General features: G+C 43.6%; 18 protein-coding genes. 12 read left to right on the plus strand and 6 right to left on the minus strand.

Annotated elements, in window-relative coordinates; genetic code table 11:
- Positions 1-37 precede the first annotated feature (37 nt).
- The 4 genes from ELQ35_RS10465 to ELQ35_RS10480 form a co-directional block, all read right to left on the minus strand.
- On the minus strand, positions 38-3,685 hold the full coding sequence (locus tag ELQ35_RS10465) for a cupredoxin domain-containing protein (protein ID WP_126864785.1): 3,648 nt from the start codon (positions 3,683-3,685) through the stop codon (positions 38-40).
- Positions 3,686-3,789: 104 nt separating this feature from the next.
- Positions 3,790-7,440: a multicopper oxidase domain-containing protein gene (locus ELQ35_RS10470; protein WP_126864786.1), complete on the minus strand. Its 3,651-nt coding sequence runs from the start codon at positions 7,438-7,440 to the stop codon at positions 3,790-3,792.
- Between the two features lie 18 nt (positions 7,441-7,458).
- Positions 7,459-7,755 (minus strand): hypothetical protein, encoded by a 297-nt coding sequence (locus ELQ35_RS10475; protein WP_126864787.1) that lies wholly within the window; start codon positions 7,753-7,755, stop codon positions 7,459-7,461.
- Positions 7,756-7,782: 27 nt separating this feature from the next.
- Complete coding sequence (locus tag ELQ35_RS10480; RefSeq protein WP_126864788.1) at positions 7,783-8,085, minus strand: hypothetical protein; 303 nt, start codon at positions 8,083-8,085, stop codon at positions 7,783-7,785.
- Positions 8,086-8,309: 224 nt separating this feature from the next.
- Here ELQ35_RS10480 and ELQ35_RS10485 point away from each other — a divergent pair, with 224 nt between their 5' ends.
- The gene (locus tag ELQ35_RS10485; protein WP_126864789.1) at positions 8,310-9,065 is read left to right on the plus strand and encodes a hypothetical protein; all 756 of its coding nucleotides are present in this window, start codon (positions 8,310-8,312) and stop codon (positions 9,063-9,065) included.
- A gap of 200 nt (positions 9,066-9,265) precedes the next feature.
- On the opposite strand, the gene ELQ35_RS10490 is transcribed toward ELQ35_RS10485, so the two are convergent.
- Positions 9,266-9,841, minus strand: coding sequence for a hypothetical protein (locus tag ELQ35_RS10490; RefSeq protein WP_126864790.1), 576 nt, complete (start codon positions 9,839-9,841; stop codon positions 9,266-9,268).
- 342 nt (positions 9,842-10,183) lie between these two features.
- Here ELQ35_RS10490 and ELQ35_RS23445 point away from each other — a divergent pair, with 342 nt between their 5' ends.
- From ELQ35_RS23445 to ELQ35_RS10540, 11 genes are all read left to right on the plus strand, one after another.
- Complete coding sequence (locus ELQ35_RS23445) at positions 10,184-10,309, plus strand: hypothetical protein (RefSeq protein ID WP_281278121.1); 126 nt, start codon at positions 10,184-10,186, stop codon at positions 10,307-10,309.
- A gap of 488 nt (positions 10,310-10,797) precedes the next feature.
- On the plus strand, positions 10,798-11,526 hold the full coding sequence (locus ELQ35_RS10495) for a sugar phosphate nucleotidyltransferase (RefSeq protein WP_126864791.1): 729 nt from the start codon (positions 10,798-10,800) through the stop codon (positions 11,524-11,526).
- 128 nt (positions 11,527-11,654) lie between these two features.
- Entirely contained in the window at positions 11,655-12,410 is a 756-nt protein-coding gene (locus ELQ35_RS10500) for a sulfotransferase family 2 domain-containing protein (RefSeq protein WP_126864792.1), read from the plus strand.
- Positions 12,411-12,441: 31 nt separating this feature from the next.
- Entirely contained in the window at positions 12,442-13,653 is a 1,212-nt protein-coding gene (gene lhgO, locus ELQ35_RS10505; RefSeq protein WP_126864793.1) for an L-2-hydroxyglutarate oxidase, read from the plus strand.
- Positions 13,650-14,213 (plus strand): dTDP-4-dehydrorhamnose 3,5-epimerase, encoded by a 564-nt coding sequence (rfbC, locus tag ELQ35_RS10510; protein WP_126864794.1) that lies wholly within the window; start codon positions 13,650-13,652, stop codon positions 14,211-14,213. Before lhgO ends, rfbC begins: the two co-directional genes overlap by 4 nt.
- Positions 14,213-15,241, plus strand: a complete 1,029-nt coding sequence (locus tag ELQ35_RS10515) for an NAD-dependent epimerase/dehydratase family protein (protein ID WP_126864795.1) — start codon at positions 14,213-14,215, stop codon at positions 15,239-15,241. The genes rfbC and ELQ35_RS10515 overlap by 1 nt, the downstream gene beginning before the upstream one ends.
- Positions 15,242-15,256: 15 nt before the next feature.
- Positions 15,257-16,138, plus strand: a complete 882-nt coding sequence (rfbD, locus tag ELQ35_RS10520; protein WP_126864796.1) for a dTDP-4-dehydrorhamnose reductase — start codon at positions 15,257-15,259, stop codon at positions 16,136-16,138.
- A gap of 173 nt (positions 16,139-16,311) precedes the next feature.
- On the plus strand, positions 16,312-16,614 hold the full coding sequence (locus ELQ35_RS10525) for a hypothetical protein (RefSeq protein WP_126864797.1): 303 nt from the start codon (positions 16,312-16,314) through the stop codon (positions 16,612-16,614).
- Positions 16,615-16,633: 19 nt separating this feature from the next.
- Positions 16,634-16,972, plus strand: a complete 339-nt coding sequence (locus ELQ35_RS10530; RefSeq protein WP_246026035.1) for a hypothetical protein — start codon at positions 16,634-16,636, stop codon at positions 16,970-16,972.
- Between the two features lie 3 nt (positions 16,973-16,975).
- Entirely contained in the window at positions 16,976-20,704 is a 3,729-nt protein-coding gene (locus ELQ35_RS10535) for a multicopper oxidase domain-containing protein (RefSeq protein ID WP_126864798.1), read from the plus strand.
- Positions 20,691-21,425 carry a hypothetical protein gene (locus ELQ35_RS10540; RefSeq protein ID WP_126864799.1) on the plus strand — a complete coding sequence of 245 codons (735 nt, stop codon included), beginning with the start codon at positions 20,691-20,693 and terminating at the stop codon, positions 21,423-21,425. Before ELQ35_RS10535 ends, ELQ35_RS10540 begins: the two co-directional genes overlap by 14 nt.
- 72 nt (positions 21,426-21,497) lie before the next feature.
- Here ELQ35_RS10540 and ELQ35_RS10545 read toward each other — a convergent pair whose 3' ends face one another.
- The gene (locus ELQ35_RS10545; RefSeq protein WP_126864800.1) at positions 21,498-21,920 is read right to left on the minus strand and encodes a hypothetical protein; all 423 of its coding nucleotides are present in this window, start codon (positions 21,918-21,920) and stop codon (positions 21,498-21,500) included.
- Positions 21,921-22,111 lie beyond the last annotated feature (191 nt).

The raw sequence follows: 22,111 nt of genomic DNA on the forward strand, positions 1-22,111 counted from the left end.
TTGTCAGAAATAATTCAGGATAGTTTTACTGTCCATTTCACAACCTGGGCAAGTGTGGCTGATCTTTATCATGAACACGCATAATTCCCCACATTCCCTGTTCAATATCCCAGCGAATGTTGCCTGAGCGGTACATATAGTCTCCGGGGAAGTTGAAGATACCGCCTGCTCCGCCAATCAGCAGCAAATCTTCTGCTGCTCCTGGAACCATGTGGCCGACATACGAGTCCATACGCGAATCAATATCCCTCGGGTCAAACTTCCAGACATGGCCATGGAGGTGGAAGGTGTGGGCTCTTCTTCGTTCAGAAGGCATGGTCAAACGGATCGTGACAGCTTCACCCGCATAAGCTTCAAAGACAGGGGTGGCTGGGTCGCCAAATACTTTTGAACTAAATAGGTCACTTAATACAGGATGTTCCCTGAAGCGGTTAATCAGTCTTTCCGTCCGATAATTGAAACCGCGTGAACCATTGTCATAGGTATCTACAAGATCTTCTAAGTCATCTTGTACTCCTAAAATACCATCGATTGGATCTACAATTAGTTGGCCTTGCTTATCAACAAGCCGTACCCCGTCATGCATGATTATGACAAATTCTCTTGAATTGCCTCCTAGGAGCGGGTTATTTAGGACGATATTAGTACCGGTTTTGACCGGTTCAAGGGTTAATGGATCGAGATAGGTCGTAAATCGCGGCTCCGCGATAAAAGCTCCAAAAGCGCCGAATGAGCGATGATTCCGCAAATCCGCCACATCCCACATCGCACACGTCCCGACCGCATCATGGACATGCCAGCGGTAGGTAATTTTTTCACCGGGTCCGACCGTTTGATCAGGATTAAATCCCACTGTATCACCGCTTGAAGTTGTCACATCATAATCAAGCAGGCTTACGTGAAGTGAGATTCTCAGTGACGGAGGATAAAACGCCTGTTCTTTCACCGGCGGATAAGGGTGAATTCCGTCCTGGAATGGAAATAATTCGAATTTAAGCCTGCTCGTCAATGTTACTTCGACAATGTCACCGGTATTTCCCCTCAGTACAAGAGGTTCCGGATTTTTCTTGCCGCAAAGGATATCATCCACATCTTCTTCGAGGGCAAAAATAATCCCAAACGGGTCATGATCGCCATAGGAATTATAAACAATCGGCGTTTGGAACGCGACGACATCATATCTTCGAATTGGTGCGTTCGGCGATGCTTCTGGCGGCAATGTGCTCTGCGGGTTGGCAAGAGCAGGCGGTTTGCCGGTGACCTCGGGAAGCGGTTTTGTCCTTGGCGGAGGCAGCGGCCGGTCCGGAAGCGGAATCAAATCTTCTACTTCCTGATCAAATGCGCGAATCAGCCCCCAGGTACCGTTCCAGACATCCTCCTCATCCTCAAAAGCCCATAAATAATCCCCTGCCCTTGGAATATCCATTTCCATTGTAAACGATTCGGAAATGCCGATATGCTGTTGGGATAAAAGGATGGAATCGTTGTCGGGGCGTTCTGATTTCCACCTTAAACCATGCACATTAAAACTGTGGGATTCTTCATGTGCTCCCTGCAATAAACGGATGCGGATCGGATCACCTTCATAGGCCATTAATATCGGGGTGACGGGATCTCCGTTGACAAACGAGCTAAAGGAATAGGCAGGATCACAATCCTTACCGAGCCGGAATTGCAATGGTTCGTTTTTGTAGTTCACCCCAAAGACGCCTGGGTCATCCTGCGAACCGGGAAATTCAGGGGGCGCAAGCGGACAGCCATTTTTATCGAATAAAAGGGCGAAATCCTGGACAAATAAAGCGAAGTCGCGATAGTCAGGGATAATTGGATGTGTGACAGTTACTTGTGTCCCACGTTCCGTTTCCTCACCAGTTGTAGAGTCAAAGAATTGAGAAAAGCGCGGCTGAATGACACCGGCGCCAAAAACGCCATGCTGCTGATGAGAAATCGGAAATAAATGGTCATGAAAGAAAAAGGCTTTTAATTCCGTATCGGCAAACCATTCATAGCGAATCGTCTCACCCGGCAGAACCGAACTGTCGTAGTTCCAGCCAACATTTGCCCCGTCCGTTACGAGAACATCAAATTTTACGAAATGAATATGGAATCCCACTTCATATGTTCTCGTGACAAGCTGAAAGGCGTCTCCATCAAGGATGTGCGGCAGCCTGTTCGTAAAGTTTAGCCTGATACAGGAACCCGCAGGTATATGAAGGACGAGTGGCTCTGGCTCTTTTTTTCCTGACAAAACGTCATCGAGGTCTTTATCGAGAACATATATCCTTCCTTTTGGATCGTTCCAGCCCTGCTTGTTATAAACAATCGGCAGTTCGATCATGGATACATCAAATTCGACGACAACTGGATTTCCAAGGCATGAATCGGTGAAAACCGCTCCGGGTCTTGCGTTCGGAACAGCGGCATTTTTCTCGAGTTCCGTCATTTCCCTGCCGCCAACAATGCCAAGCGGAGGTCTTGGGGCTTTGCAGCCGACTTTACCGGGAATAAAGTTCGGGAATCCCGGCTTTTCTTTGGTTGGACGCGGCAGACACGGCCGGTCCGGCAAAGGCTGAAGCGCGGCGATCGGAACACCGTTCGGATAGCATTGGCTGCCGTCCTGAAGCGTATCAAATATGCGGTTGATTCCCCACATCCCGGCTTCAAAATGGGGGTATAAATGACAGTGAACAATCACATCCCCAATTGCTCCGGAAAGACTTCCCAGCCCGTACAAAGGCTGGACATTGTAATGAGATTGAGGGCTGATCGCCTGTGAATCGATAATTTCAGATCCGGCATTACTGGGATCCCTTAGCCATTGGTGGACATGATAGTGAAAGACATGTGTTTCTTTTACACCGGCATGAATTAATCTGATCATCGTGGGATCGCCCCTGTAGCCGCGCAAGATCGGTGTTGCCGGATCGCCGAAAACCCATGAATCGTGATGAACTTCTTCACCGTCACAATCAGGGCAAACGACCCCCTCCTCAAGCAATCTATCGCGGTTATGAAGGGGCTCGTAGCGGTAATTTACCCCATGAAACGATTCGGCATCCTGATTGGTTTGCGGATTAATCGGCCTGTTGCCGGTTAGGTCATCGACTTCCATTTCATCGTTAAAAAACCAGGCATACTCCCTGAAAGAAGGCAGGAACGGATTGTGAACATCGGCAAAAACACCGCTGTTTAATGGGTCGCCTGTTTCCGGATCTGTCCACCAGGAGCCTCGTTTTTCAACGAGCAACGTCCCAAAAAGGCCTTGAATGCTTGAGCCGTCTTCCGTGCTCGACACATTGCCGAGATCAGTGAAAAAATAAATTCCTTCCCGGGTAGCATTAATTTCGTAAAGAATTTGTTCACCGCATTCGGCCAGGGAGCTGGGATTCAAACCAACGTTTGCCCCGTCTGATGTTAAAACGTTATAATCAGCTTCCTGGAAGTGCATACCGGCTGCAAAGGGAAGCTGATTCTCAAAAAGAATTTCCACTACGTCTCCTTCGTTTGCCCGGATCGTAAGCGGCTGCACGAGTTCGACAGGGGTAAACGGATTTTTTCGGACAAGTTCCTTTACTTTAGCTTCCTTTTCTTTTAACACATACATTCTTCCGTCAGGATTATGGTCGCCAAAATTATTGACGACAATCCGGATCGGAATAGCTACTACATGATAGCGTCTTATCATTGATTTCTCCTTTCCTGGACAGCAACATTCTTCATATGATGTTTTTGCTGTTTTGATGTGCATCTCTTCAAATGAGTAAAGAGATGAATCCCCTTGGCATACAATTAGTTTGTTAACCTGGGTAAATGAGGTTGATCCTTTTCGTGGACACGGAAAATACCCCACATTCCCTGTTCAATATCCCAGCGAATGTTGCCTGAGCGGTACATATAGTCTCCAGGGAAGTTGAAAATACCGCCAGCCCCGCCGATTAGGAGCAGATCATCCGTAGATCCTGGAACCATGTGACCGACAAATGAATCGATACGGGAAGAGAGATTTCTTGGATTGAATTTCCACGAATGGCCATGAAGGTGGAATGTGTGTGCCCGTCTGCGCTCGGATGGATTTGCAAGACGAATTACGACGGCTTCACCAAGGTATGCCTCAAAAACAGGTGTTGCCGGGTCACCGAAAACTTTTGAACTGAATAACTCGCTTAAAACAGGATGTTCATTTAATCGGTTAATCAGCCTTTCTGTCCGATAGTTGAAACCGCGCGAACCGTTATCATAGGTGTCAACGAGATCATCAATTTCCTCTGGTTCCCCGAGAATCCCTGCAATAGGGTCAATAATTAATTGGCCGTTTTTATCGACGAGCCGTACCCCGTCATGCATAATCAGCACAAATTCTCTTGCATTGCCTGTGAGCGGATTGCTGATAATTACATTTGTGCCGGTTTTGACCGGTTGGAGAGTTGTCGGGTCAAGATAGGTTGTAAAGCGCGGCTCCGCGATAAAGGCTCCAAAAGCCCCGAAAGAGCGATGATTTCGCAAATCAGCCACATCCCACATTGCATTCGTTCCAAACGCCCCATTGACATACCAGCGATACGTAATTTTTTCGCCGGGTCCGACCGTTTGATCCGGATTAAATCCTACTGTATCCCCGCTTGACGTTGTCACATCATAATCAAGCAAATTTGGATGCAGGGAGATTCTCAGTGAAGGAGGGTAGAATGCCTGTTCTTTCACCGGTGGATAAGGATGTATTCCATCTGCGAACGGAAATAATTCAAATTTAAGCCGGCTTGTTAATGTGATCTCAATAAGATCACCGGTATTTCCACGCAGCACGAGCGGCTCCGGATTTGTCTTCCCGCTTAAGATGTCTTCCACGTCTTCTTCCAGGGCAAAAATGATGCCGAATGGATCATGATCACCATAAGAATTATAAATAATCGGCGTTTGAAAGGCGACAACATTAAATCTTCGGACGGGAGCGTTAAGTGGTGCTTCAGGCGGCAATGTATTCAGCAAGTTGGCAAGAGCCGGTGGTTTTCCGGTTACTTCCGGCAGCGGTATTGTCCTTGGCGGCGGCAACCGTCTGTCCGGCAGCGGGATCAAATCATCTACTTCTTGATCAAAAGCACGAATCAGCCCCCATGCACCGCTCCAAACATCTTCTTCATCTTCAAAGGCCCACAAGTAATCCCCTGCTCTTGGAATATCGGTTTCTAGAGTAAACGCTTCTGCAATTCCGGTATGCTGCTGCGATCTAAGAATCGAATCGTTGTCAGGAAACTCCGATTTCCACTTCAATCCATGTACATTAAAGCTGTGAGATTCTTCCTGAGCCCCTTGCAATAGGCGAATGCGGATCGGATCACCTTCATAAGCAAGTAAAATCGGAGTGATGGGATCGCCGTTGACAAACGAACTGAAAGAATAAGCAGGATCCTTTTCCTTTCCGAGCCGGAATTGCAGCGGCTCATTTTTATAGTTGACCGCAAAGACGCCGGGGTCATCCTGTGAGCCGGGAAATTCTGGCGGAGCAAGCGGGCAGCCGTTTTTGTCAAATAAAAGGGCAAAATCCTGGACAAATAAAGAGTAGTCGCGATAGTCAGGAATGAGTGGATTTACCGCGGTTACTTGTGATCCACGTTCTGTTTCCTCGCCGGTTCTTGAATCAAAAAATTGAGAGAAGCGTGGGTGAACGGTCCCTGAACCGAAAACACCGTGCTGTTGGTGAGCAGCAGGAAATAAGTGGTCATGAAAGAAAAAGCCTTTTAATTCGGTATCAGCAAACCATTCATATCGAATCGTCTCACCCGGAAGGACGGAGCTGTCATAGTTCCAGCCCACGTTTGCGCCATCAGAGACAAGGATATCAAATTTCACGAAGTGGACATGAAATGCAGTCTCGTAAGTTCTTGTTACAAGCTGGAAGGCATCTCCATCAAGGACATGCGGCAGCCGGTTCGTAAAGTTCATCCTAATGCACGAATCCGCCGGTATATGAAGCACAAGGGGTTCAGGCTCTTTTTTTCCTGAGAGCACATCATCCAGGTCTTTATCAAGGACGTACAATCTCCCTTTTGGATCATTCCAACCCTGCCTGTTATACATGATCGGCATTTCGATCATGGAAACATTGAATTCCACGACAACCGGGTTCCCTAGGCACGTATCGCTAAAAACCGCTCCAGGTCGCGCATTCGGGACAGCGGCATTTCTCTCGAGTTCCGTCATTTCCCTGCCGCCGACAATGCCAAGCGGGGGTCTCGGTGCTTTGCAGCCGACTTTACCAGGAATAAAGTTAGGAAATCCCGGCTTTTCTTTCGTTGGAAGCGGCGGGCGGGGACGGTCCGGCAGAGGCTGGAGCGGTTCAATCGGTATGCCGTTCGGGTAGCATTGGCTGCCATCCTGGAGTGTATCAAATATGCGATTGATTCCCCACATCCCGGCACCAAAATGCGGGTACAAATGACAATGAACGATGACATCTCCAATTGCGCCCGAAAGACTTCCAAGCCCGTACAGTGGTTGGACATTATAATGAGATTGAGGGCTGATCGCCTGTACATCCAGCATTTCAGACTGGAGATTGCTTGGATCCTTCAGCCACTGGTGAGCATGATAGTGAAAAGTGTGTGTTTCTTTTGCGGCTCCATGAATGAGTCGTATCATCGCCGGATCGTCTTTGTATCCGCGTAAAATAGGTGTTGCCGGGTCGCCGAATACCCAGGAATCATGGTGAACTTCTTCCCCATCACATTCTGGGCACACAACACCTTCCTCCAGCAATCTTTCGCGATTGTGAAGCGGTTCAATGCGGTAATTTACCCCATGAAACGATTCGACATCCTGTCCGGTCACCGGATCAAGCGGTCTGTTTCCGGTTAAATCATCTACTTCCATTTCATCGCCGAAAAACCAGGCATACTCCCGGAAGGAAGGCAGAAAAGGATTGTGGACATCGGCAAAAACGCCGCTGGTTAACGGTCCGCCTGTCAGGGGGTCTGTCCACCAGGAACCCCGTCTTTCAACAAGCAACGTACCATACAGACCTTGAAGGCTTGAGCCGTCTTGTGTACTGGACACGTTGCCTAGATCGGTGAAAAAATAAATTCCTTCGCGCATGGCGTGGATCTCATAAAGAATGGTTTCGCCACAATCTGCTAATGAACTTGGGTTAAACCCGACATTCGCCCCATCTGACGTTAATACGTTATAATCGGCTTCCTGAAAATGCATCCCGGCTGCAAAGGGCAGCCGGTTTTCAAATAGAATTTCCACCATATCTCCTTCATTTGCCCGGATCGTAAGCGGCTGTACGAGTTCAACAGGTGTAAACGGGTTTTTTCGGACAAGTTCGTTTACAGTAGCTTCATTTTCTTTTAATACATACATCACTCCATCGGGATTATGGTCGCCAAAATTATTAACGACAATCCGGATTGGAATGGCGACGACATGATAACGTCTAATCATTCATTTCCCCCCCAACTATTAAGTCATGTCTTTTAATTCCGGAATTTGTGGTTCGCCTGGGCGTTCTATATAAAACACTTCAATGTTATGAATATGGATAAACCAGGTTCTGTCTTCCAATTGTGAAAAGTGGGTCGTTTCCACATCTAGCTCTATAAGGTCTTCCACTACATCGACAATTGTTCCGATAAACAGAAAAGGAAACGATGGGGAGAGAATAATTACCTTTTGGCCAATTCCATCGATAAAATGGTCAAGAAGCGCCATATCGTGAATGGCGTTTACGTCAATATTATTTGAATTGTCATGTGTCATTTTCTAATATCCTCCTTCATCTTTTAGTTAAACAAGCGGAAATCGAGCTTCACAATCAAAATTAGGTGTGAAATGGGCAATTTTTTCAAGAGGAATCGATAAAGGTGTTGGAAATTGAAAAAAAGGTGCATTTAAAATTTTAATCGTTGCAGGAAAGATAGTAATATGTCCAGTCTCAACTTCGACGATCGGCCCGCAGAAAATCGGGCGGAACGTTTGACCAAGCAGGTTGAGCTGGGCAGATTCTGTCACGACCAAAATTGACTCGCCGATTAACCTATTTAGCTGCCTGAGTATTAAATCTTCTCTTTCGCTGTTTTGATTGCTCATTTGCAATCCTCCTTTTTTACTATTACGTACACATACTATTCCTGTATGATATGTCCTGTTCAGGTTACTAACCTAATTGTTTGGAAAATCAAGGGAAACCTTTTTCCTAAACAGCTTGATCTTCATTTGCCTTTATTAAATAAAACAGGCAGTTGTACAAGCAACAGGAAATCTCTCACATAAAATGTTATAGATTATAAAACTTTTTGATGGAGGTGTGAAAAGTGGCAAAAAAACAAGTTCGTGAAACATTTCGCTGTCCCGAAATTGTCCCACCCGATGCACCCGATGACTTCTGTATCCCTGAGTTCCGTTGTCCGGAACGAATCGAAACGTTTAAATTCCCTTCACCGACGAGCTGTCTGCCTCCTGAAGAAACAGAAGAGCTTGAAGCACGTATTGATGCGGCAAACGAGCTTTTGCTTGATTTAGGGCTGTCTGCCCGGCGTGAAGATGAAGAAAGGAGAGAAGAAGCAAGGAGGGAAGCGTTTGAAGGTCTGATTGGACAAAATGTCGAGGTAGAACTGGACTGTCCCAATGAAAACAATCCGGAAAAAAATCGTGTTGTAAAAGGACGAGTCCATTTTGCAGGTGAAGATTTTGTCATATTAAGGAGAAACGAAAAGCAAGTTTTAATTCCGTTATTAAAAATTTGTTCCATTGACCTGCAAAATCGTTTTGCGGAACCCGAGGAGAATCAACAGTTAATCGACATCGATCCATGCCTTAGAAGAGCAATTACCTTTAACTTTGGCGAAGTTGTTTCACAGTCTCCGCAATTGATTGAAATTTTCTTTGGACTCAGGTTGGGAGTATTTCTCCTTACATTTCTGGATCAGCGAATCAAGGCCGTATTGGAGGATGAAGTGATTGCGGGGAAGTTAGTGGAAGCAACACAAGATTCACTTACCGTTTGTCAGAACGGGGGAAATCATGAAATACCGATAGATGATGTCTGTTTTTTGGCAATAACAGATTAACAACTTGTCCTGCTGAATGCTTCTTAGGCTGTCGAGAAACTACGATAGCCTATTTGCTTTTCAAATATTAAAATTTCCGCTGCTCATATTCATAAGAGAATCTAAATCAAAAAAATTCGAAAGAAAAAAAAGCCTGTAGAACATTTCTCTACAAGCTGATTCAAATTATAACTCATGGTGTTTTTTTTGTTACTGTTCTGTTAACAGCAATCATGTTTATCATGTTTGTCATGTCTGTCCTCTTTGATTTCAACCATCTTTACGTTCTCGAGCGGGATAATACGGAACTTCTCGTCGCGGCGTCTTCTCCTGTTTCTTCGGTTTCTTTTATTTCTCCTGTTATCATTGTCTCTGTCGTTGTCGTTTTCTTCATCGTTATCTCTATCTCTGTCGTTTTCTTCATCGTTATCTCTATCTCTGTCGTTTTCTTCATCGTTATCTCTATCTCTGTCATTATCTCTTAGTACATTCACTTCAACAAAGTCTGAACCGACAAAACAGATGACAGCATCGAACTCCTCGCATCTGTCTCCACACTCTGTTTTTATTCTTACGTCACAGTCAATAAGCTGACGAAGCCGAAAAGCGAGTCCGCTTTGCAGTCCTCCCAATCGAATTTGAAAGCGGTCGTCGCAAAATTTATCACGTCCATCAAAACGGTCAAAACGGTCAAAGCGGTTGTCAAACCTGTCAAAATGATGATCATCAATATGACCATGATCATGGTGAAAAGGTTTGTTGCACCTTGAACAATGCGAATTGTGAAAATGGCTCATTTATCTCTCTCCTTTACATGATAATAACAATTTTGTTCACGGTTCCTTGCCGATCGTTTCCGTTTTGTAAGGTTATATGACGATCTTCATGTTCCGTTGAGTTCCTGTTTGATATTGTATTAAGGTTTTGATCAAACATCCTTGTACCTTCGCAGTTTCTTTTTCGTAAAGGTGTTAGCTCTCTGAATGGTCTTTGTCCACCTGAACAGCTGCATAAACGTGAGGGATTTTGTTGAAAATTCCTGTTTAGCCGAAAATCTCTAAGGTTGCGTTGCTGTTGAAACGAATTTTCCATACGGCATTCTGAACATTGGCAGTGATGTTGTTCTTGGTGGCAAGTGCATGTATCCAGTGAAATCCTTCCTGTTGAACGTTGATCAACTGAAGAACGTGGTTGGAAAGTTTGCAGATCATTCTGCTGGCAATTGCAAAAACGATTTAGATCTTGATTCCGAGACAACTCCATAAGTAACCCCCTATCCTATGACATACGTTATTTTATGCTTGGGTTACTGTTTTGATCGGACAAACATCCAGTAATGAGAAAATGGATGCTTGCCGGGCAAAGCGAACGATAAAAAATCATCCGCTCCGTTTTTTAACAAAACCTATCAAATCGGTCAAAGTGATGGAAACGATCAAAGCCGCAAAAACAGTCTAATTTACTTTGAAATCTTCTGCTTTCACACGAACATGGATTAAAGAATCTGCGATTAAAGCAGGAGTCACAATGGCACAGGGAACGGCAATGTCCTTTTCTTCTACAACTCATTAGCGGTCACTCCTTTCATAACCGGATAATACAGCGTATGTGAAACAAGCAGATTGCGAAAGGGACAAGTGTCCTCAGAAAAAAATTGTGGGAAATGGCTGCTATAAAATAGTTACATGCATTAGAAACATCGATAGCCTCTCTCATACACTATAGAAGGTGTAATTCGAAGGGGGGATATGATTTGAAAGGAGTAATTTTAGCCGGTGGAACAGGCACCAGATTAAGGCCTTTAACACATATTATTAATAAGCACCTGCTCCCGGTCGGTCCATACCCGATGATCTATTGGCCCATTTTGAAATTAAAGGAAGCAGGTATAGATGACATTCTCATCATTACAAATAAAGGCGATCTGAGTTCTTTTATTAACCTTTTAGGATTAGGCGAAGAACTAGGTGTAAACTTGAATTATAAATTGCAACAAAGGGCAGGAGGCATTGCAGAAGCTCTTGGCTTGGCAAAGCCATTTGTAAAAGAAGAGAAATTTATTGTTCTCTTAGGCGATAATATTTTCCAGGACAGTTTGGTTCCGTTTATCACCTCATTCGAAAGCCAGACTGAAGGTGCCAGGGTTTTGATTAAGCATGTCAGTGACCCAAAGCGTTACGGCATTGCCATGATCGATGAAAAGAAACATGTTATTACTTCAATTATTGAAAAACCTGAAAATCCTTTGTCAAATTATTGTGTGACGGGAGTATATATGTATAGTTCAGAGGTTTTTCAGTACATTGATATGGTGGAGCCATCTGATCGGGGAGAATTAGAAATTACCGATGTAAATAACTATTTTATCAGAAATAACAGCTTACAATATGACGTTTTAACAGGCTGGTGGATCGACGCGGGTACACCGCAATCGCTTTATCAGTCAAGCGAACTTGTCTATCGGGATTTACTAACCGATTAAGCGGGTATATGGAAACATTTGATCAAAGGATCTTACTGACCGTTAATGCGCGACAAAAGGAAAACGGGCTGTTGACCTTCAACAGCCTGATTTAGGTTACAGAAAAATGTGATAGGGTGTGGTAAATCATGACTGAACAAACAAATAACCTGTTTATCCATCTACACATGCCAAAAACCGCAGGAACGACATTAAACAGCATCATCAAAAAAAACTATAAATCAAATGAAATCATTGATCTGTATGAATCCTTTAAAGACCATCAAGAGGTGGTCGAAAAATTGCAAAGCCTGCAACTTTCGGGTGTTAAATGTATCAACTGCCACCTGTCTTATGGAATCCATTGCCATGTAACGCAACCAGCTAAGTATGTAACGATGCTTCGGGAGCCAATTGAAAGAGTAGCTTCTGAATATTATTTCATTCGCAATACACCACATCATAACCTGCATGACAAAGTAATGAAGATGGATCTGCTTGAATTTCAGCAAGAACCAACCAATATGAACAAGCAAAGCAAAATCGTGCTTGGCATCCCGTTATCAGAGGATGTTTCCAAAGCGGATTTCAGAATGGGGAAACAGAATATCAAAGCGGATTTTGCTTTCATTGGAATAACAGAGCTCTTTAACGAATCGATAGTAATAATGAAGAAACAATTTGATTGGCCTGATATTCAGTACGGCAAGAAAAACATTACAACAAATCGGCCTCAAGTAACAGACCTGCCGGAACATGTCATCGAGGAGCTGAAACAATACAATAAAGTGGATTATGCTTTATACAAATATGCGATAAAGCTCCTGAAGGTAAGATTAATGCTTTTAGACTCAGAATCGAAAATATTGCTGCAAGCTATGAATATGAATAACGGGATATCTTAAAATTTATCACTAATTTGAGGGTGGGAGGTATATGAAATATTATGATTATCTAATCGTAGGCGGCGGCATTATCGGCCTGGCAATAGCCAGGGAATTAAAGACCAGATTTCCGGACAGAACGGTTTGTATTATTGAAAAGGAAGCGGATGTTGCTTACCACTCCAGCGGACGAAACAGCGGGGTCCTGCACGCCGGGTTCTATTATACAGCGGACAGCTTAAAAGCAAGGTTTACCAGAGATGGAAACAAAGCACTCACAGAATACTGCAAAGAACACAACCTCCCCATCAATCACTGCGGCAAGCTTGTAGTTGCGACAAACGAGACAGAACTGGCCGGCCTTGAAGAATTGAAAAGAAGAGCGGAATTAAATGGCGTTGACCTCCGGTGGATGGATGAAACAGAAATTGCAGGAATCGATCCGAATGCCAAAACATACAAAAAAGCGCTCTATTCCCCTGCCACCTCATCCGTAAACCCAGTAATGGTATGCCAAACGATAAAAGAAGAGATCAAACAAATGGGCGTCGACCTTTATTTCAATACTGAATTCAAAAAGAAACAAACCAATCTGGTATTGACAAACAACAGTAGCCTTCAATACGGCTATTTGATAAATGCAGCCGGTTTATACGCGGATAAAATAGCAAAGGATTTCAACTTTGGAAAGCAATATACGATTATCCCATTTAAAGGAATATACCTGAAATATGATAAAAACAAAGACGATATTGTCACAAACATCTATCCTGTCCCCAACCTGGAGAATCCTTTTTTAGGCGTTCACTTTACGAAAACAGTAGATGGAACAATTAAGATTGGGCCAACTGCAATTCCTGCTCTCTGGCGTGAAAACTACAACGGATTCAAAAACTTTAAACTGGGAGAATTTTTCAACATTCTTTTTTTTGAGGTGAAACTGTTTATTCATAACGCTTTTCAATTTCGCCGGCTAGCCTTAGAGGAAATGAAAAAATATCGAAAATCTCATTTTACCGAATTAGCAATGAATTTAGTGAAGAAATTGGACCAAAAGAACTTCGGTGAGTTTTTAAAACCAGGAATAAGAGCACAGTTGCTAAATAAAGATACTTTAGAACTTGTCCAGGACTTTGTCATAGAAGGTGACCGTGAGTCTTTGCATATATTAAATGCGGTATCACCGGGTTTTACGTGCTCTTTACCGTTTGCAACATATATTGTGGATGAAATGCTTAAAAAGCAGGAAGGATTTGGAGAATGAAAGTAACGAAAACAAAGCTGGACGGTGTGCTCATCATAGAACCAGATGTTTTTGGAGATCACCGCGGTTTCTTCATGGAAAGCTATAATCGAACTAAATTTAAGGATATAGGAGCAGATCTCAACCTCATTCAAGATAATCATTCCCTATCTGGAGATGCCGGAACAATCAGAGGACTGCATTATCAGCTGAACCCGAAAGCGCAGACAAAAGTTGTCCGTGCATTAACGGGTGCTCTATATGATGTAGTGGTCGATATCCGAAAAAACTCACCGACCTTTGCGGAGTGGATTGGTGTGATTTTAAGCGAGGATAACAAACGGCAACTGATTGTCCCAAAAGGATTTGCCCATGGGATTTGCACACTTGTGAAAAATACGCAAATTTTGTACAAAGTAGATGAATTCTATTCTCCTGAACAAGATAGGGGAATCCTTTGGAATGATCCGCTCCTCGGGATTACCTGGCCAACTTCTACCCCGATCCTATCTGTTAAAGATCAAAGTCAACCCCTGTTGGAAGACGCGGAAATCAATTTTGAATATAAGGAGGGGCAATGATGAAAACAGTTCTGGTAACAGGTGCAGGCGGTTATATTGGTACAATCCTTGTCCCTAAACTGTTAGCAAAAGGATATGCAGTGAAAGCGTTGGATCGTTACTTTTTTGGTACCGACAAACTTGCCGCACACGAGAATCTGACGATTATCCATGAAGATGCAAGAAGGATGAAACCGGAATATTTTGCAGAAGTTGATGCGGTAATTGACCTGGTCGCGATTTCTAATGACCCAAGCGGTGAACTGTTCAAAAATGCAACTTTTGAAATCAATCACATTTCCAGGGTCCATACAGCAGCATTAGCAAAGAAATTGGGAGTGAAACGATATATTTTGCCGTCTTCCTGCAGTCTCTACGGGTTTCAGGACCAGGATGTGATTGTTGACGAAACATCAGCGACAAATCCTTTGAGCAATTATGCAAAGGCCAATGAAAAAGCGGAATTAGGTGTGCTTCCATTAGCAGATGACAGCTTTACGGTTACGGTAATCAGGCAGGCAACGGTCTATGGATACTCACCTAGGATGAGATTTGACCTGGCGATTAACGGAATGGCGTATGGGGCATGGGAAACCGGGATTATCCCGCTGATGAGGGACGGTACACAATGGCGGCCATTCGTCCATGTCGATGATACGACAGACGTGATGTGTTTACTGCTGGAGGCAGAAGTTGTATTGGTTAACAGGGAAATTTTCAATGTCGGCTCAATCGAAAATAACTATCAATTAGGTAAACTGGCAGAAGATATAGCAAAAGCACTGCCGAGGGATATTAAAATCGAGTGGTATGGTGACCCTGATCACCGCTCCTACCGCGTCAATTTTGACAAAATTGAAAAGGCTCTTAATTGGAAAGCGAAATGGACAGGAGCCGATGGGGCGTTGGAAGTGTTTGAACAATTGGAATCTGGTACATTAATAAAATCTGAACAAACGATCACATTAGATTGGTATAAAGAGTTAATAAAGTGGCACAAGATTATTAAAAATGCCGAACTGCACGGGGGCATTTTCGATATTTTGTAGGAAAGGAGGCTAAATGTGTTATCAGTGAAAAAAATACTTCTTCTAGGTGCGAACGGGCAGCTTGGAACAGATGTTCAGGACGTCTTCTCTCCATTTAAACAATATGAGATTATCAATGTCTACAGAAACCAATTGGATGTTGAAAAAGACAATATCACTGACTTTCTTACGAGTGTTGGTGATTTTGATATTCTTATCAATTGCACCTCGTACCATAAAACCGATGAATGTGAAGACTTTCCAGCAAAGTCGTTTGCCATTAATAGTCTGGCAGTTTGGGAGATTGCAAAATTTTGTAATGCCCATAATAAGGTATTATTTCATATCACGACAGATTATATTTTTGATGGAAAAAGCAGGCAGCCTTATCTGGAGGATGACTGCCCCAATCCTCTGAATGTGTATGGGACGTCAAAGCTCTCAGGTGAACATTTTATTAAGGCATACCACGATAAATACTTTATTTTCCGTGTATCGTCATTATTCGGCAAAGCCGGTGCCAGTGGAAAAGGAGGCAATTTTGTCGAAACAATGATCAACCTTGGAAACCAGGGAAAAACGATCCGTGTCATCGACGATCAAGTGATGTCCCCGACACATACGCTTGACATTGCGAAGGCCATACACACATTTATCGATCAAGATGTCGATTCATATGGAGTGTACCATTGCTCTGGTGAAGGGGAATGCAGCTGGCATGGATTTGCAGAAGAAATTTTTACACAGCTTAATATGGATGTCGATTTAATACCGGTGCCGCATACGAGTTATCAAACAAAAGCAAATCGGCCGCTTTTCAGTGTGTTGGATAACTCCAAACTAAATGAACTTCATCAAATGCCAAATTGGAGAGATTCTTTAACCGCGTATTTAATACAAAAAGGTTATCTATCATAGGCACAAGCAGGGGTATCACCAAGCGTGATACCCTTGTTGATTTAGGCAAAAGTCTCAAAAAAATAAATGGTGATAGGGGATAAACACCCAAACAATTTTTATTATTATTCATAAACTGCTAAGAAGAAAGATCGTGTTCAATTCAATTCAGCTATAAATGAGAGGTGAATGATATGAAAGAAAACGAAAGCAGTGTGGAGGTCCTTCCTGAAAATCAATTGTTTGCTGACATGATTGGCCGCGAAATATTACTCACAACGAGATCAGCGCAGCTTAATCTTTTAGGACAAACCTTCAGAGGCATTTTCACTGGTACTGTAAAGAAGGTAACAGACGGTTGGATCACGCTTGATCCAGTCATCATCAAAATGAATAATGCCCCGTTTCACCATTTTCCAACACCGCTTACCGTTCCAATCGAAAGTATTTCCAACTTTGTTCCATTTAATAGCGAAAGACGTTTTCCGATCCCATAAATCACGGAGGTGACCTGCCTTGTCTAACCATTTGAATAAGTTAGCTCAAGACCTTGCTGATACAAGCATGGCGATTAATGATATCCGTCAAGCCGTTTTGTCCCAAACTTTTGAAGATGCTATAGGGAAAAGGGTACTCGTCATGACCCCTTTCTTTCCATTCCTCATCATAGGAGAAATTAAGAACGTGAAAAGCGATTTTATCATAATAAGCATAGAGACGACTCATATTCAAGAAATTGAAGGCCAAAGAATCAGAATTCACATAGATGATATCGATGTTTTTCATATTGAAGAAGATGGAAGTCCCATTCCTAGATTCAATGAAGCTGAAGATCATCATAAGAAAGGAGGGTAATGATTGATAAGGGAGTTTCATATAGTTGCGATTCCGATTCGGATCGTTATTAATAACTTCGGTGACCATGATCCAAATGGTATGATGTATGTTTTAAAAGAAAATGAAACGAAGGTACAAGAACAAGTTGTGAAAAAACCGTTTACACCTGTTGATCTTGTTCAGCCGTTAACGATTAGGGCAAATATAGGTGACGAAATAGAAGTAGTGTTTGAAAACAAGCTCCCGTTCCATACGTCGATTCATATCCAACAGGCGGAATATGATGTTCAAACGTCAGACGGTGCTTTTGTTGGGTTTAATAAAGACTCTACAGCTACACCATCGTGTGCCCCGGGAGATCGTCTCATTTACAAATGGCGCGTTAACCGAGAAGGGATTCATTATTTTTCTGATCTGGGAAATACGTTGTCGAGTGAACTTGGTTCGAATGTGCATGGGCTGTGGGGGGCTTTAATCGTTGAACCAAAGGGCTCATGGTGGACTGATCCGGTTACAGGTAAACATATCAACAGCGGCATATATGCCGATGTTCACCATCTCTTGCTTCCATCCTTCCGAGAGTATGCCTGGTATTTCCATGATGAAATGGAAGTGAATGACTTGACCGGTGGGACGCCAATTAGTCCCCACACATTGATGGCTGAGGCAACCCACGCAATTAACTACCGGGCTGAACCGATGCGTAATCGGTTGAGGTTGATCGAAGAAGGCGTCGTTTGCCCTGAATGTGAAGGAGAAGAAGTGCATCATGATTCGTGGGTATTTGGCGATCCTGCAACACCTATTCTAAGAGCATATGTAGGTGACCCTGTTAAAATAAGGCTTATCCATGGCGGAATTCAGGAAACACATGTGTTTCATTACCATGTTCATCAATGGCTGTTTGAACCGGAAGATGCTGACTCGGAAATAATTGATGCCCAGGCTATCGGTCCGCAGAACAATTATTCGATTTCACCTTTATATGGTGCAGGAAGTTTACAGGAAGCGTTTGGTGATATCATTATTCATTGCCACTCTTATCCACATTTCGGCGAAGGAATGTGGGGGATGCAGCGAATATTTAATACGCTGCAGGATGGCAGTCAATGCTATCCTAACGGTGTTCCGATAAAAGCACTCAAGCCCCTCCCGGACAGGTCGCATCCGCCAAAACCGACTCCTGAAAAACCAGGCTTTCCGAATTTTATTCCGGGTATTGTAGGCCGTAAAGCACCACGTCCTCCGCTCGGAATTGAGAATGACCGAAAACCGACTGAGCTTGAAATAAATCAGTTTGCACCAAATGCCAGGCCTGGTGCCGTATTCGTTAATCCCTGTGTCGAGGGTGTAAACCCGGACGTCGAGTTTGATGTTGTCGCGATCCAGCTTCCCATTATTTACAACGGGCAAGGATGGAACGATCCTGAAGGACGAATATTTGTTTTAGCTGAGGATGAAGAAGATATCTTGGCTGGTCGAAAAAAACCGGAACCGCTTGTCTTTCGTGCAAATGCAGGGGATTGTATCAGACTGAAATTCAAGAATAAACTTCCTGAAACACTGGGCGGGAACGTATTTCAACTCATTGAACGGACGTATGAAAGCGGTATGCACGTACACTTTGTAAAATTCGATCCTATTGTTTCTGATGGAGCAAATGTAGGATGGAACTATGATTCTTCTGTACTACCTGGTCAGACGATCCAGTATCAATGGTTTGCGGATGTTGAATTAAGAGGAGTATTCTGGCATGATCATTTGTTTGCCAACTCACATCAGCAGCATGGCCTGTTTGCTGGTACAAATATTCAAGCAAGAGGCTCTACATTTCTCGATTCCCGTACAGGAGAAGAAATCAGGTCCGGTACACAGGCTTCAATCGTTCATCCTTTACTTCCGGATTTTAGAGAGTTCACCTTATTCGTGCACGATTTTGCCCTATTGTTTGACGCAGATGGCTGCCCGCTTAATGAGCCGCCGTTCCCGAGTGCATCTGACGATCCCGGTGTAATGGGAGTCAATTACCGCAATGAGCCATTGCAATTTCGATTGAAGGCACTGGACGATCCTGCCTATGTATTCAGTTCGTTCGTGAACGGTGATCCGGTCACTCCACTTTTGGAAACATACAACGGCGATCCGGTCCGTATCCGGCTTTTCCAGGGCGCGCATGAAGAATCCCACAGCTTTAACCTGCATCGGCAGCGCTGGAACGGGGAGCGGCGCGATCTGGATTCCGAGCTTGTCCAGCAGCAGCATATCGGTCTCTCCGAGCATTTTACTGCAGAATTAAGCATTGAAGGCAAAGGGGACTTTGACATGCTCTGGCACTATGGATCGATTGATGATTTATGGTTGGGTAACTGGGGATTGGTTCGTTCGTTTAAGGAACAAGTAGATCATTTAATCCCTCTTCCAGACCGTGTGGAACCTCCAAAAAGAACAAAGCCGCTCCCGGTCCAGACAGGAGAAGTCCCTAAACTGGCGAAAGACCCGGGTGATCCGTGTCCGTCAAATCAAGCTGTACCGCTGCGTAAGTTTGAAGTGGCTGCCGTGAGGACACCGATTATCTATAATAAAGAAGGCGACAACGATCCGTTTGGAATTGTGTTTATTCTTAAGGACGATTTACCTTTGCTCCAGTCAGGCTGGAACCCGGAACCGCTGATACTGAGAGCGAATGTCGGGGATTGTGTCGAGGTGACCCTTCATAATATGCTCGAAGGTCCGGATCACCATCACGGAAAACATGGCTATCCTAAAGTTCCCGTAGATGCCCCATTCCCGGCATCGCAACGAATTTCACTCCATGCTCAAGCTTTGAATTATGTTGTGCAAGGTTCTGATGGAGCCACGGTTGGTTTTAACCCTGACCAAACCGTTGGACCCGGAGAGAAGACCACGTATCGCTGGTATGTAGACCATACAGTGGGCTCATGTAATTTATGGGATATGGCGGATGTACGCAATCATCGGCATCATGGAGCATTCGGAATTTTTATAGCCGAACCGAAGGGGTCTCGACATTTGGATCCTGTGTCGCGAAACGAAGTTCGTTCCGTTTCCGATACTACTTTTAAATCGCTGAGCCAACTGGTCATTTCTCATTCGCTGCTTGGAGAGTTTCGTGATTTCGTTCTCGTTATGCATGATGGCGTTCGGTTGGTGGATAAAGATGGAGAATTGATTATTGATCCAGAGCCGCTGGTAGTGGAGCCGGAAGAAGCAGGCGACCCCGAGGATCAAGGGTCGAGAGGGTTTAACTACCGCAATGAACGCTTTAGTCACCGTTTAAAGAATTTTGATGGCATTTCAAAAGTGTTCAGTTCAGAGGTCTATGGAGATCCAGCGACACCACTTTTCCTTTCTTATCCGGGCGATCCTGTCACGTTCCGCTTTGTCTTCCCGGGCGACCGTGCCAGGGCCCATGCGTTCACGATTCACGGGCATAGCTGGTTAAGAAGTCCGGAAGATGTGAATTCCAGTATTATTTCGGTCAAAGGACAAAATACAGTCGGGACATCTGATGATTTCCCTCTTGTGAACGGGGCAGGCGGACTGTTTAACACTCCTGGAGATTATATGTACCGATCGGGCAATATCCGTTGGGATATTGAACTAGGTCTCTGGGGTATCATGAGAGTACTCGAAAAACAGCAAATGATACTGGCTCCTCTTGAAAAATTGGAACCCAGTCACGATCAAGTAGTTAAGAAGGGGGAGGAGTGGAACGGTGGACAAAAATAAAAAAGCTGAAAATTACCTTTCGAAGAAGGAACAAATGAAATCTTCTGCACAAGATGATCAGCCTTGTTCACCAAATTGTCCGGAAATAATCGAAACGCCAAGGTTTTCATCTCCAAACAGTTCCTTATCTGAAAAAAAATTAAAAGAACTAGAAGAATGTATCAGCAAGGCCAATGATTTATTGCGTTCTATTGGCAATGAGAGTGATCCGGACAATTTGCGGCAGCTTCAGCTTCATTTTCGTTCTCTAAGGGGAGTAAAAGTTAAAGTTGATGTAATTAATAATGAAAAAAAGATACAGATTAAAGGAGAAGTCGAAGAGGCGGGAAAAGATTTTATTCAGTTAGGTAAACGGGGACAAACAATATTCATCTTATTTGAGCGAATTCGAACCATAGATCAAGCTGAACCCGCAAATGTGAGAGAAGAACAAGAATTACGCAACATCGACAAATCTGCTCAAAGTTATATCACATTTAAATTCGGACATGCTGTTTCCGCTAATCCGTATTTACTCAATCTCTTCTTCGGGATTCCTTTATTCGTACAATTGGTGCCCAAGCTTGGAAGCAGGGTGATCGTAAAAGCAGAAGGGGAAAAAAGGATAAAAGGCAGGTTAATCAGTACGGAAAAAGGCCACATGCAACTTGAAATCAAGAAAGGCAAGACCAAACAAATCAACCTTGCTAAACTGTATACCCTAACCTTTCTAAAAGGATAAAATAAAAGAACGGCATGTGGTCAATCTTACATGCCGTTCTTTTATGCAATTATTATGGAAAAGTTTCTATCGTTAATGTTGTTTGCAAGGCCTGCAATTTTTGTTGGTCCAAATTATCTTCTCGATACTATCCTGTAAAATGGTAATGATTTCATCATCCTTATGAATGATTTTCACGAAATCAATTCCAGCATCGCATATCTTTCCGGTAATTTTTTTCTCCTTACCCTTACTATCTACTTTAATCATTACTTCACATCCTATATTAGTAAGGAAGTCAAAATTTAAATGATCGTGCAAACCGGCTAACACTAAACGAATTCGATGATCACAAATTTTTATAGGCTCGACCGGACCGCAATCTTTGCCATGATTGTCGTTTTGATTTTTTTTCGTATGCTTTGTTCTTTTAAAGAGGTCTTTTTCATTCAGTAACTCCGATTTAGGACATTGACTTTTTGCCTCCATTTGATTCAATATACCTTCTCCTTTCACAATCTTTATCTCCTTTATATAGAATATGATTTTGTTATGAAAATGCCAGGTACAAGGCACCATCCGGAGGGAAATAGGCTCTGTAACTCGCCCTGCCCCAAATAGTAAAAACAGGCTATTGATGTTTAACGGTCATCTGTTTTTTTTCATATGATAACAAAGGTACATTTAACAGACGAATGTAACGAGGA

Source organism: Peribacillus cavernae (genome assembly GCF_003989135.1).
GTDB lineage: Bacteria > Bacillota > Bacilli > Bacillales > DSM-1321 > Peribacillus > Peribacillus cavernae.